Here is a 12,919-nt window from a genome sequence, read left to right on the forward strand (position 1 = left end):
AAATGCAGGGGCTTTGTTGTTTCTGGAGTGTTCATATTTGGCAGCGTTTCTGCCTCAGTAGAAATAGGGCCTCTCCTCCCCTCACACTTCCCCCATTAGCCACACTTCCTCTTACACACTTCGAAAGTACGGACTATGAACCAACGGTTCATATTTTCGTCTTTATGCTAAATTATGAAATGGCAATAATTATGGTGTACACATAAAAAGGTGTAATCGTATGAGCAGCATTTTTCAGCGCCCTGAACTGGCTGAGTCAATGGCAAACCAGCTTCTCAATCCAGGCGTACTCGATGAAGGTCTGCGATCAGGTCTATTTCTATCTGGCCTGCGTCGCACAGGTAAAACGACTTTTTTGAGAAATGACCTCATCCCTGCCTTGGAAGCAGCAGGTGCTTTAGTCATTTATGTCGACTTATGGAGCGACACCCTGGCCAACCCGGCAACGCTCGTGCACAACGCCATCCAGAAAACCCTGAAAGACCTGCAAACGCCGGGCTCCTCTGCCCTGGGAACATTCAAGCGCGTCAGCAATGTTGAAATCGGCGCCGCAGGATTCAAGTTCGGTTTCAAACTCGACAGCATTGGCAGCGCCGACGGCCCGACACTGGCCCAAGCACTCACCGAAGTTGTAGATCAAGCCAAGACTGATCTGGTGTTAATCATTGACGAAGTGCAGCACGCCATTTCCTCCGACGACGGCAACCAGCTTCTCTTGGCGCTCAAGGCCACCCGCGATGCAATCAATCCTCGTCCGAATACGCCGGGATACTTTCTTTTCATCGGAACCGGTTCCCACAGGGCGCAAGTCAGCGAACTAACCGCCAAACGCAACCACGCGTTTTCTGGCGCCACGTCAGCAGCCTATCCATTGCTGAAAGGCGACTACGTTGAATTCCTGCTCAACCGACTCGCAATGACCGTGAAGAAGGCCAAACTGCCGTCCCTCGAAGCCGCTATCGAGGCGTTCGACACTTTGGGCAATCGACCTGAAGAAATGCTGAAGGCCCTACGCCAACTCTTACAGCAAGAGGGCGAGCCCGATGTGTTCCTACCAGTAATCGCAAGCACACTACGCTCGGCGGCGGCGAGCATCGAGCTGGAAAAAGTCGAGCAACTGGGTAGCCTGGCTCAAGCCATTTTCAACAAGATCGCGTCTACAGAAGGTGATGCTCGCGGAATTTTTTCCACTGACGCAGCGGCCGAGTATTCAAAGTCAGTCGGGCGAGAGGTGCGGGTCGAAGAGATTCAACCGGTAGTGATTGCGCTGGTTGCCGAGAACATCATCATGCGACGCGGGCATGGGATCTACGCCATTACAGATCAGTTTGTTCAAGAGATCTGGCTGGAAGAGCGGGCTTTGATAGAAGGGAGTTAGGCTGCGGGCTGATTTTTTCAGTGACGGCATTTCTGCCGTCCAGTTAACGCAATCATCTCAGTGAGCCAGTTCGGGGCGAACGTCACTCCACCAAGATCAAGATGACGAACTATCCACAGGCGTAGAAAAGATCGGGCAAAGCGCTGTCGTTGACAGCAACCCAAGTAGCCAGAACCTTTAAGGCTACGCCACACAGTGATGGTTCTCCCAAAGTGCGATTAGCGTCCGGCGGCTCGCACGGTCACAGCGATGTGATGGATGCCTACTTTACCAGAGTGCCCACTGCGGCAACTCACACCACTTTATAGCGGCCCTGCAGCAACCTATCCGCTTGGCCATTTCCTTGCGCCAACTTGCGCCCGTCTCTTTCTCCCGGAAAGAGACGGGCGCTCCTACCGCTGCTGCAGCCCAACTCGTACAAGGCTTTGCGGCATTCCCTCTCGTGACAATCGGCGTGACAAACACCGAAGTCACCAGCAACAGCGATGCAGATGATGGTGCCGCAGCCCAAGGAATGGACTGCACCTGACTGACAGTCAGGCATGCCCCGGTCACCGCATCACTACCTTCACTCGACTCAGGATCTCGCGGCATTGGTCTCGTCAGCCAGTGCAGCCTCCACCCGCCCACTTCTTTGGAAGTGTTCAGGAGGCCAGATCATGAGATGCCCAAGCTTCCGGTCGTAAGGAGCCGTCAGTCCCGCGTTAGTGGACAACCCTCACAGGTCGCAGGGGCCTTGATCCCTGATAACACTCAACATTCTTGGCGGGATGACGTGGGGAAAGTTTTAAAAGTTTTGGCTTCGAGAGGAGTTCGATCATGGCACTGGTGGGCAGGCGAGATGGACGCAATTTTGGCTACGGCCGACAACTGAGTTATGCCGGGCCGCAGGCGCTGAAAGATCTATTTGGCGGCGGGCATTACGGCACGGTCAAGGCGCACAGTGATCGCTGGCAGGCATTTGTACGTTGGTGCCGCTCGGAGAATGGGCCGGGGTTTAACGATGCGCGGCAGATTGATCGGCGGACCTTGTTGGACTACGCCGGACATCTGCGCCAACAAGTTGAAAAAGGTGAGCTGGCCATCGCCACTGCGCAAAACCGGTTGTCCAGTGTGAATCGGACCATGGCCGCGCTTCGCGGTGATCAATATGTGAAAGTGCCGAGTCCAAGCAAGGCGTTGGGAATGCGGCGCACCAGTGTTCGTTGCTCGGTTTCGCAAGGCCAAGACCGCGAACAGGTAAAACGGATCGTCGACGTGCTTTGCGAACATCAGCAGCCGCGCGCCGCAGCCATCGTGCAGTTAGCGCGAACCACCGGCATGCGCATGCGCGAGGCCATTTTGGCCGACCTGTCCCGATTGCAACGTGAAGCAGAGCAACTTGGCAGAATCAACATCCAGGATGGCACCAAAGGTGGCCGCTCAGGTGCATCGGCACCTCGATGGATTACGGTAGATGATCATGTTCGTGACGCACTTAGGTTTGCCGAACAGGCCTCGCCCGACGCTAGCCGCAACCTGCTTGCTCCGAACGAAAGCTACCAGGACTTTCTGCGGGACACCGTCCGCCCCGCACGGGACATCATCCATAAGCACGACCTCAAAGGCTTCCACGAATTACGGGCAGCCTATGCGTGCGAACGCTATGAACAAATCACCCACCATCCCGCCCCCATCAACGGTGGCCATTGCTATCAACTCGACCGACGCCTAGATCAGGATGCCCGAGTACAAATCAGCTATGAGCTGAGGCACGGCCGTATCGTCGTGGTGGTCGCTTACATTGGTGGTCAAGCATGAGCACGGCATTCGATATGAATCGGTTCCTGGCGGGTGTCCTGACCGGGTCGCTTACCACCCGCCAACGCCACCTCCGTCAGGCGAAGGCTATCCAAACAGCTATCGCTGAACGCTGGCACCGAGACAACCCATAGACTTGGCAGCAAAAGCATCTCGCATGGTTTCTAAATCACCACGTGAACCAGCACGCTGAATCGACGCGCTATTACTATCTGCTCACCATACATTTACTCACTCTTCGCTTAGGAAAATCCTGGCAGTTCGAGCGTTAGGCTGAGGCCATCAACTGGCCAGATTATGACGATCAGACCCAAAGAGGGTCTTGAGTCTTGGTGGCGACTTACCGAAACCCTTCCTCAATCCTGCGGTGCATGGCAAATTGACATCGACCTCCAAAAAAATCCGAGCACGTGCCCCAGAGAAAAAGGAGTTTCCATGTCGATATTGCAGGAAATACTGAGCTGGACCCAGGGACTACCCACCTGGCAAAGCGATTGCGTTGCACGTTTGTTAGCAAAACAGACTCTTACAGCAGAGGATTTGGGTGACTTACTAGCTTTGCTCAAGAGTGCTCATGGTATTCCTGACCCGAAAGGCCGAACGCCAAGCCCGCTTGCATCCAATCAGATCCCCGCTCCGCTGAAGTCATCGATGCATGTCGAGTTGCGGGCAATGAAAAACTTACTAAATGTTAATGCCATTGCCGAAAACCACAGCCTGTCTTTCGCTCCTTCGGGCTTGACCGTTATTTACGGCGGTAATGGTTCGGGCAAATCGGGCTACTCCCGTGTGCTAAAGCGCGCATGTCGCGCGCGCGATCAAGCTGAAGTCATTTATCCCAACGCCAACCGACCCGTGGACAAAGCCGCTTCGGCTGAAGCCATCTTCGAAATCGGTGTTAACGGTACGATACAAGACGTGCACTGGGTAAATGACGGAGCTGCACCCGTTGAGCTATCAGCTCTCTCCATTTTCGACTCACGCTGCGCCAATGCTTATCTTGTAAATGAAGACGATTTTTCGTACGTACCTCAGGGACTCGATGTTTTTGAACGACTAGCAAGTGTCCATCAGCAATTGAAGAGCGCGATTGAGGCGGAGCAGAGACAATATGCCGTTGACCTGACTGCGTTTGTTCCGTTGCACGGCGACACGATTGTCGGAGCATTAATTGCAACACTGTCTGCCAAGACTTCTCCGGCCCAAATTGAAGCACTGGCCACGTTGGCCCCTGAAGAACTGAGCCTGCACACAGATTTAGGCAAAAGCCTAAAAGAAAATAATCCCAGGGAAAAAGCTAACCAACTGAGGTTACTCGCTCGCCGAGTTGGCGGCGTTGCAACGATTGCTACCAACAAGGCGACGTTGGTGGATCAAGCAATCGTGACCAAGCTGCGCGACCTGTCGAGGACCTACCTTACCGCCAAAGCAGCTGCGGAGCTGGCTGCAAATCAGTTCAAGGAACAAGAAGGTTTACTGCCAGGAACAGGAGGCGAAGCTTGGCGTGAGCTATTCGAAGCCGCACGCAAATTTTCCTCTGAGTCCCACCCGGATGAAACCTTTCCTGCATTGGGAAGCGATGCATCCTGTCCCCTGTGTCAGCAACCGCTCATGGAAGGGGCTAATCGCTTGGCTCACTTTGAAGCCTTCATTCAACAAGAGGCAGAAAAAACTTCTCAGGCTCGCCGTGCTGAATTGGTTGCCCAGTATAAACCTCTAAGTACGCATGATCTGACTCTAGGTTTGGACGACGCTACGCTCAGCGAAATTCAAACACTCGATTCTCAACTTGCGGCAGATTCTGCTGCCTTCGAGCAAGTTCTGACAGCTCGTCGAGAAGCCATCAAGGCAGCGGTGACTACACAAATTTGGGAAGGGGCCGAACAAGCATTGGTCAATCCAGCCCCACGGCTCCAGTCTCTCGCAGACAAGCTAAATGCCGAGGCTGTAAATCTGGATAAAGCATCCGATGAACAGGCTCGAGCAAAGTTGCAGAAGCAGCTGGATGAGCTTGATGCAAGAGTAAAATTGGGCCAAGTCAAAGATGCTGTCATTGCGGCTGTCTCACGGCTGAGTCATCAGGCAAAGCTGACAAAGTGCTTACCGGCGCTCAGGACGAACGCTATTTCCTTGAAGTCATCTGAGTTGGCAGAAAGCATCATTTCAAAGGGGCTTGCGGATGCACTTAATGCTGAGTTCAAGGCACTAGGGGTTGGAGGACTTCGTGTCACCCTGCAAAGCCGCTCCGGGAAAGGCAAAGTACTGCATAAGCTAAAGCTGGAGTTACCGCAAAGCCGTAGCCCCCGAGATCTATTGAGCGAAGGCGAGCAAAGAGCTGTTGCATTAGCTTCATTTTTAGCTGAAGTGAAGCTTAGTGATAGCACTGGCGGTATTATTTTCGACGATCCAGTATCGTCCCTAGATCACCGACGGCGTGAACGTGTTGCTGCGCGACTCGTAGACGAAGCCGCGCGGCGCCAAGTGATTGTGTTCACCCATGACATCTACTTTCTTTGCATTTTGGCTGAGGAAGCGGAGTCCGCAGGTATCACCGTTCTTACACAAAGTCTGTCGAGGCGAGCCGAAGGCTTCGGAGTTTCCAATCCAGAGTTACCATTCGAGGGAAAAAATACAACAAAACGCATTGGGGCGCTTAAGGCTCAGCAGCAAATCATTGCAAGATTGTATAAAGACGGCGAGGAAGATGCGCACCGTAGACAGACAGGCGAAGCTTATTTTTTCCTGAGGATGGCTTGGGAGCGTGCTGTTGAGGAAGTGCTGCTACGCCGAGTAGTTCTACGTTTTCGTAAAGGCATCGAAACCCAGCGATTGTCAGAGGTGATCGTTGATGATAACGATTATGCACAAGTAAATGCCGGGATGAGCAAGTGCTCGAACTATGCACACGACAAAGCCATAGAGGGAGGCGTTGCTGTGCCAGAACCCGATGAGTTACTCGCTGATATCATGGCTCTTGAAACTTGGCGTGACCAAATTGAGCGCCGCAGCAAGAGTACGAGCCAAAACCGTAAATCAGGATTGCCTACATCTCCTTTTCCCTCCGCTGCCACAGCCACTCCGTAGGCGTGCCGCATGAGGTAGTGAGCCGTCAGGCGTAAGATGCATGAGCTACCTGCATTCGACACAGTCTGTGTGAAGACTCGCTGGGCACGTTAAACACCGAAGCTACGCAGTTCACCTGAGGAACTGGCAAAAACAGTACACGATTGGCCACACAGACTGCTCATACCGGTATGTGGCTGCCAGGGCCATCAGGGGCTCTGGTCAGTCGCAAGAGTTCACCTACAGCTACTAACTTTTGAAATTGTAAAACCAATTAAATATTAGGAGACCCCATGGAAAATCCTTCAAAGGCAAGAAAAAAAATACCGAAACAACTCGAAAGTCTCTTGCTCTACAATGCCGCCAAAACTTGCTGTGTATGCCGAGTTCCGCGTGCACCAGTTGAAATTCACCATATCGATGAAAACCCTGCCAATAATATTGAAGACAACCTCGTGGTGATTTGCAAAAACTGCCACGAGGAGGCTCATACCAAACGGCCGCTTTCAAAGAGTTTGACTGCCGGTCGACTTATAGATTTCAAAATCCGTTGGCAAGATGAGGTGAAAAATCGCTCGGCGAATGCAATGCTGCCAAGCTCCAACCTTGATCAAGCAATGTGGACATATATAAACCATCAAAGACTACCAGTATTGATGAAGGCATTTGATGTGAAATTTGACGCAGGCCTGTTATATTTTCTTGCAAAGAGAAAAGTAGTCGATAGAAATGGAATTCCAATTTTCCAGCTAGAATGCAAGGATCGTGATAACAGCCTAACAACTATATATGAACGATTCGAATGGGATGACTCGCAGAGACTTCACGACCTCTATATGGATGCAGTTGACAAACTAATACAAAAGACACACCCAATTGAGCTCGGTGCAATTTGGACAAAGACAGAAATAAAAACAATCCTCAAACCAGGCTCGATTTGTTTCTGTATGAGAGGCTTTCACTTCAGAGGCGGGGAGCGAAAAAATGGAGAGGAAGACAGATTTGTATACGCAAGAGCAAAGAACATTGAAGTTCAGCTCCTTGCCAACACAAGGCATATGTATGGGAACTCTGCTCTTTACACAAATTTTGCAGGTAGCAGGTTCGCGGCCATTCTGATGATCATCAAAGAGGTGGTAAATGAAGAGGGTGTTCTTGTAGTGAGAGCAACTCCTTTAGCAATGGGCGCAGGTTTTATCCCCAGTGAATACGAAACACCACATAAACTCCGTTATGGCTGGGCAGTATAGTTGCTCGCGGTAGGAATGGCAGTCATCTGCCCCCGCACAGATCCGTACGTACAGAATTACCGCATACGGCTCCTGCTTTGGGTTTTAACGCCGAAGCTGATTATGGGATAAGGATCCATAGGTAGTTCGCGTGTATAGGGGATAAGCAATCGGGCCCGCGCAGTCATGCGTTCCCAATTCAGTCGGTGTCGCTGACTCCCCCCGTTTAAGGGCATGCCTCCAAGCTCCGATAATTTCCCGGCAAAAAGCATCCAGCCGCCGTGTATTACCGGACACGTGGTGATAATTTCAATAGCATCTAAACAACCGAGTCAACCACTGCCCAATCACTGGGACAGGCTTTTGCCTGCGCTTATGTAACCGCGATCATATTTCCTTGAGTGTTGCTCTCATACGTTTGCTGATGGTCACGCGCCCCACCTCGAACATCCCATTCTTGGCTTGACCACAGAGATGCGTTAACCCAAAAAAGTCGAATGTTTCTGGCATCCCTTCGCCACGTTTCCTGCGATCTTCAACCGCGAACCAGCCAAACCGCAGCGGACGTGTTTTCTCTGTGTGTAAAGTCAGGTTGAACTGAGCGAGTCGAGCGGTAATACCCCCTAATCTCTGTCGCCATCCAAACGTGTCGGCAACCAGCCCTAACGTTCACTTGGGCAGCCGGTCATGATAACTTCTTGCTCCATGAGGCGCTGGACCGTCCAAGCAGACTCTTTCTCCATCACCCCTAACGATCTGAGCCGCTAAGGAAGCCCACTGAATGAGTGAACATACATTTCCACAGTTAACATCCTCCAAACTCAAGGGCAGTATCGGGCAGACATTTTTCGCTAATTTTGTCCATCAATTGCTGAATTTCAGTTATCGGCCAGTTCCACAAGATTCAGATTTCGGTATTGACGGATATATCGATATCGTCATCGGAGAAAACGTGACGGGTCGTACGTTGGCAGTTCAAATAAAATGCGGCGATTCCTATTACGCTCCCAACACCGAAGGCGACATAAAGTACAATGGAGAAAACAAGCATTTAAACTTCTATCTAAACACAACCACCCCTATCATATTAGTTGTATTAAATAGCACCTGTACTAAAGGGTGCTGGGTGCAATTCAAGAAAGAAATCATAATGCCTTCGACCAATGGATGGCACATAGAAATGCCAAGCCGAAACGTACTCTCCAAAGACATTATTGAAACATGGACGAGAATCGCGGGGCCTGCGATCGACCATACAGAGGCTATCCGGCATTCTTGGAAACTTAATGATTCACTTGACGCCGCCGGCTTCCAGTTTTTCCAAGTTGAGAAGGATGAAATTTTAGATTTATCCTTTAAATCCATTGAGGAGCTGATAGAGCGGTCAAGCAGAAGCCGCCAATCGCTGATCAAAAACCAAGGGAAAGTCGAGCTGTTTATCGACGGTTTCAACGAGGATCCTCGAGAAATTTACGAGATCCCAGAAATCCGTAATTGGTACGCAAAAAGCCTGGAGCTTGGCATCCCTTGGCTATATTTTCTTTCCACAAAATTGGACGCCATGGACTTGCTACATTGTTTGATGGCGATGTGCGATGTCACAGCGAAGCCGCACTTCGACGGTACCAAGCACATTACGTTCGATCGCCCAGAGCAAATAGGATTTTGGCTAATCCGAAACTTGGAGAACCTTTTACAATTTACTGCGCGTCATAACCTCCCCAGTGAAACTAGCCAAGAAATATACGAAAACACCATGAAGTTCATCCGAACAACTACTGGGTTTTCGAGGTAGAAACGAGCTGCTAATCGATCCAGCCTTTTTAAGAACCGTCCGAAATGGAGAGTTTCTCAAAGGAGAAGCGAAGTTTTCGGACGGGCTAAATCGATACACACAGAAAACAAGGCTCGCAGAAATTCGGGCCTTTGTTGTTTCTGGCTTCCAAAAATCAAACTTCCCCCCTGTGGGAGCCGCCGAAATTTTGCTAATATTATTTTCGATTATTTTTTTGGAAGCTAGTATGGCAGATTTCACGTTCGACAGGGTTGTGGTGTTTCAGTCTCTTCAGCCTCATGAATTCAAATCCGGCACAGAGTTGAAATTATATTTAGAGGGATTGTCCGAAGATTCATCTCATCCTATCCCTATTGAATTATATGAATTTTCTGATTTGATCGGTTTTAAGCAGCAGCTTCTTGTATTGTGTAACTCCATTGAATTAGGTCAGCATCCAATACTTCACTTGGAAATGCACGGACTTGCGGATGCTTCTGGGTTAGTGCTTTCGGACAATTCAAAAATAACCTGGTCGGATTTGCAGCCAATTCTTGCTGAACTGAATATGGCCAGTGGATTCAATCTTTTAGTCTGTGTCGCAACGTGTTTTGGTGGGCACTCATTATCTATGGTCAATCCGATAAGGCCTTCCCCTTGCTTCGCAATAATTGGGCCTATCAAGTCAATATCCGGACCAGACTTATTACAGGCTTTTCGCGGATTTTACAGGATATTGTTTGAAAGCTTAGATGCAAAACTAGCATTTAAAGATCTATTGGGAAGCAGGATTGTAGGAAGTGGATTTATTGGCAGAAGTTCTGAAGAATGGTATTTATATTTGGCAAAACGGTTCCTAGAGGGCTATTGTAAAAATTATGAAGCCGGACAAGAATTGGATGCCGCTGACTCTGACAAGGAAGATTTAAATGCCCTTGGTTTTTGGGGGGGGAGAGACCAGCTAAATCGAGAAAAATATCGAAATTTCACCTCGCAGATATTTAATAGATTTTTTATGGTTGATGATATTCCGGATTGTGCCCAACGATTTGAATCGACACGCCTAGAAGCGGAAAGGCTGGGGCAACAATTTTTCTTAACTCATTCAGAGGTCGCTGCTCCGGACTAAATTGCGTGTTTGGCGCATGAGGTTGGCTTCGCAGTTGTAGTAGGACTGAACGTAAACAAGGGCGCCGAATGACCGTTTTTGGCGGACTTCTGCCTACTCTCTACGGAGGGGATGATCGACAACGATCGAATTCAGGAGGCTTTCCATTCCGTATGCGGCTCTGAATTACTTACAGACCGACAATGTGCTCACATCTAAAAAATCCCGAATTCGATTCCACCGAGCGCCATAACTAGCTGATTTATTTATATTTACTAGTTGGGGTACGCCGAATTTTCCAGCGAACTCCAGATGCCCGAAAAACCTACTCTCGCCGAAACATACCGTTCGTCTGGTGCCGCACCACAAAACGAAGCCCCTGCAGAACTGCAGGGGCTTTGTTGTTTCTGAGGTTTGTTTTTCCATCCCGAATGAAAAGCCCCCGACAGCAATCGCTGTCGGGGGCTTTCTACAATCCTACGCAGCCTCAACCGAAAGCAAAATCCGACGCCCAAGCTGCTGCAAAGCACGCTCGACATTCTCGATCTTGGAGTGATGCAGGAAATCGACTAACCGATCTACCTGAGGCCGTTGTACACCCAAGCGTCGTGCCAGTTCAGCTTTGCTGACCCCAGACTCCAGAAGCGTATTCCACAACGCAACCTTTGCCGCAGTCAGTGCAGGCAGCCGCAACACCGCGTCACTTTCCTGCTCCCCCGCATCACCTGTCGGAATCAATCGACGATCATCGACGTAGATCGACAGGGCGGTCTCGATGGCATCGATAGCACTGTCGAGCGCCTGTTCAAGGGTGTCGCCAACGGCGTGCATCTCTGGAATTTCTGCGCAGGACAACCAGACACTGTCCGGCTCTTCGTGAACTTCCAACGCATATTCGAACATCACGATTCCTCTCATGGGGTACAACTGGGTCTCAATCCTTGAGGCCCAGCTGTTTGATTATCGATTTTCTCAACCCTTCGCCCATTTCCTTGGCTCCGTGGTCGGGAAACACAGTTGATTTGCCGTTCAAGGAAACCTTGAAGTGGCTACCCTTGCCGTTTTGGAACTCTACGCCTTGGGCTTTCAACCATCGCCGAAACTCGCTGTACTTCATGTGCATCACTCGCCGTTTCGGTAAAGCGAATGTGCAACATATTTGCTGCACATGCAACATAAGTGTTGCACTGCAAAGAAACACCAGCAGCCACCACCTGGCCACGATTGCGCATCCGTCCTCCCCAAGCTACCGTCAAACCCGTCGCTGCCAATTCAGCGACCGGGCCTGAGAACCCGCGTAAGATGCAGGCGCACCAGCGCCCCAAACCACGATTGCCGACGCTTTTTTAGTGTCAGCGTTCACGTGCAATGGCGGCTGTGCGTGGGAGACCTTCGGGCCTGCCGGGTTCCTGTATCTCCGGTTTCTCAGCCTGCGCATAGCTGCCACCCTTTCGCCTGAGAATGAAATGGCAGCTCTCATTTGATACAGGGAGTTAACAAATGAAAGCCATTGATCCGTCAGCACACAGGTCACTTCACGCCCGTCCATCTCGAACGGCAGGTGAAGCTAAATGACCCACTCTCAAGATCTGAAAACCCTCGGCCTCACCCACTTTTCCTTTCAATCCAATCAGGCAATGTTCCGCACCAACCGTGGTGTGCCGGTGATAGCCGCCCTTTCCCACGCATCCCACTTGCTTCACATTTCACGACTGCTCACTGCGGACACTTCAATCTCGCGAGATCCTGATCTTCACGCTTATGCCTCGCAGTATTTGCAGGACTTGAGCAAAGCGCTGATCGATGATGTAGTGAAAGTGATGGATGCGCCGCCGGACAAGCCGTTGATGTAACCACCGTTGTAAGGCCCTCGCTGATGCGAGGGCTTTTTGCGTTTCAGACCTGACTGATCTCAAGCACAAACGAAATCTTCTGCTGACTCGCACTCCACACATAGCGCAAATGCTTGCCCTGCTTCGGAATCGATACCGCTGGCGGCCGGAATGCGGCAACGCATTCATGACCGGGCAGGCGAACGCTGTTGTAGAGCAGTCCCCACGACTCGGTTTCGCGCAGTTGTCGGGCGAATAGCTGAGACGGCCCATAAGCGTCCGGATCCGGATTGTGCATTTCTGGGTGATCGTGACGAATGTTGTGTAACGGTTTAACCACCCGATTAACGTAAGTCCGCATGGTCAACTCAAGATCCGGCTCCTGAGTCGCGGCGAGAAATCGCTCCTGGTGATAACAGGTCTCGGCGATGGCAGCAGCCTGACTGCTGGCGGCGTAGTAAACGCCGAAGGTGCCATCGCAGAAACGACTGCGTTTGCCGATGTGGGTAAACGCAGCCATCACCGGAGTCGAGCCGGGACCGGAGAGTCGGTCTTCGATTCTCACTCGGGCGAGAACGCCGGCCTGTTCGATCAGCCGATCATTGGTCAGCGCTTCAATCGCGTAGGCAACTTCCAGGTCTTCGGGATCGAGCACATCTTCGAACAGCGCAATCGGCGGGAAGCTGCTGTTGACGATCCGGTAGGCTCGCGGCCATGCCACATCTACCAACTCTG

The 12,919-nt window shown here is 51.0% G+C and carries 10 protein-coding genes and 1 pseudogene; 8 read left to right on the forward strand and 3 right to left on the reverse strand.

Features of this window, described 5'->3' with window-relative positions:
- Nucleotides 1–220: 220 nt before the first annotated feature.
- From QOL84_RS17815 to QOL84_RS17845, 7 genes and pseudogenes are all read left to right on the forward strand, one after another.
- Nucleotides 221–1,378 (forward strand): AAA family ATPase, encoded by a 1,158-nt coding sequence (locus tag QOL84_RS17815; RefSeq protein ID WP_283438034.1) that lies wholly within the window; start codon nucleotides 221–223, stop codon nucleotides 1,376–1,378.
- 819 nt (nucleotides 1,379–2,197) lie between these two features.
- The gene (locus QOL84_RS17820; protein ID WP_283438035.1) at nucleotides 2,198–3,178 is read left to right on the forward strand and encodes an integrase domain-containing protein; all 981 of its coding nucleotides are present in this window, start codon (nucleotides 2,198–2,200) and stop codon (nucleotides 3,176–3,178) included.
- Nucleotides 3,175–3,450 (forward strand): annotated as a pseudogene (locus QOL84_RS17825) (hypothetical protein). The gene QOL84_RS17820 and the pseudogene QOL84_RS17825 overlap by 4 nt, the downstream one beginning before the upstream one ends.
- Before the next feature lie 163 nt (nucleotides 3,451–3,613).
- Nucleotides 3,614–6,262, forward strand: coding sequence for an AAA family ATPase (locus QOL84_RS17830; RefSeq protein WP_283438036.1), 2,649 nt, complete (start codon nucleotides 3,614–3,616; stop codon nucleotides 6,260–6,262).
- A gap of 272 nt (nucleotides 6,263–6,534) precedes the next feature.
- Entirely contained in the window at nucleotides 6,535–7,491 is a 957-nt protein-coding gene (locus QOL84_RS17835; protein WP_283438037.1) for an HNH endonuclease signature motif containing protein, read from the forward strand.
- A gap of 760 nt (nucleotides 7,492–8,251) precedes the next feature.
- The gene (locus tag QOL84_RS17840; RefSeq protein ID WP_283438038.1) at nucleotides 8,252–9,265 is read left to right on the forward strand and encodes a DUF4365 and DUF1817 domain-containing protein; all 1,014 of its coding nucleotides are present in this window, start codon (nucleotides 8,252–8,254) and stop codon (nucleotides 9,263–9,265) included.
- A 226-nt stretch (nucleotides 9,266–9,491) separates the two neighbouring features.
- Complete coding sequence (locus tag QOL84_RS17845; RefSeq protein WP_283438039.1) at nucleotides 9,492–10,373, forward strand: hypothetical protein; 882 nt, start codon at nucleotides 9,492–9,494, stop codon at nucleotides 10,371–10,373.
- A gap of 456 nt (nucleotides 10,374–10,829) precedes the next feature.
- Here the strand turns inward: QOL84_RS17845 and QOL84_RS17850 are convergent, their stop codons facing one another.
- Both QOL84_RS17850 and QOL84_RS17855 read right to left on the reverse strand, forming a co-directional pair.
- Nucleotides 10,830–11,255 carry a type II toxin-antitoxin system HicB family antitoxin gene (locus QOL84_RS17850; RefSeq protein WP_212620604.1) on the reverse strand — a complete coding sequence of 142 codons (426 nt, stop codon included), beginning with the start codon at nucleotides 11,253–11,255 and terminating at the stop codon, nucleotides 10,830–10,832.
- A gap of 31 nt (nucleotides 11,256–11,286) precedes the next feature.
- Nucleotides 11,287–11,469 carry a type II toxin-antitoxin system HicA family toxin gene (locus QOL84_RS17855; protein ID WP_095190108.1) on the reverse strand — a complete coding sequence of 61 codons (183 nt, stop codon included), beginning with the start codon at nucleotides 11,467–11,469 and terminating at the stop codon, nucleotides 11,287–11,289.
- Between the two features lie 454 nt (nucleotides 11,470–11,923).
- Between QOL84_RS17855 and QOL84_RS17860 the strand changes: the two genes are divergently transcribed.
- A complete protein-coding gene (locus tag QOL84_RS17860; RefSeq protein WP_283438040.1) occupies nucleotides 11,924–12,205 on the forward strand; it encodes a DUF3077 domain-containing protein in 282 nt (93 codons plus the stop codon).
- A gap of 43 nt (nucleotides 12,206–12,248) precedes the next feature.
- On the opposite strand, the gene QOL84_RS17865 is transcribed toward QOL84_RS17860, so the two are convergent.
- On the reverse strand, nucleotides 12,249–12,914 hold the full coding sequence (locus tag QOL84_RS17865) for an RES family NAD+ phosphorylase (protein WP_283438666.1): 666 nt from the start codon (nucleotides 12,912–12,914) through the stop codon (nucleotides 12,249–12,251).
- Nucleotides 12,915–12,919 lie beyond the last annotated feature (5 nt).

Origin of the sequence: Pseudomonas helmanticensis (assembly GCF_900182985.1) — a bacterium.
Lineage (GTDB): Bacteria > Pseudomonadota > Gammaproteobacteria > Pseudomonadales > Pseudomonadaceae > Aquipseudomonas > Aquipseudomonas helmanticensis.

Coding starts and splice junctions, on each gene's coding strand:
- QOL84_RS17815 (WP_283438034.1), top strand. CDS start 221: ATGAGCAGCATTTTTCAGCGCCCTGAACTGGCTGAGTCAATGGCAAAC.
- QOL84_RS17820 (WP_283438035.1), top strand. CDS start 2,198: ATGGCACTGGTGGGCAGGCGAGATGGACGCAATTTTGGCTACGGCCGA.
- QOL84_RS17830 (WP_283438036.1), top strand. CDS start 3,614: ATGTCGATATTGCAGGAAATACTGAGCTGGACCCAGGGACTACCCACC.
- QOL84_RS17835 (WP_283438037.1), top strand. CDS start 6,535: ATGGAAAATCCTTCAAAGGCAAGAAAAAAAATACCGAAACAACTCGAA.
- QOL84_RS17840 (WP_283438038.1), top strand. CDS start 8,252: ATGAGTGAACATACATTTCCACAGTTAACATCCTCCAAACTCAAGGGC.
- QOL84_RS17845 (WP_283438039.1), top strand. CDS start 9,492: ATGGCAGATTTCACGTTCGACAGGGTTGTGGTGTTTCAGTCTCTTCAG.
- QOL84_RS17850 (WP_212620604.1), bottom strand. CDS start 11,255: ATGTTCGAATATGCGTTGGAAGTTCACGAAGAGCCGGACAGTGTCTGG.
- QOL84_RS17855 (WP_095190108.1), bottom strand. CDS start 11,469: ATGAAGTACAGCGAGTTTCGGCGATGGTTGAAAGCCCAAGGCGTAGAG.
- QOL84_RS17860 (WP_283438040.1), top strand. CDS start 11,924: ATGACCCACTCTCAAGATCTGAAAACCCTCGGCCTCACCCACTTTTCC.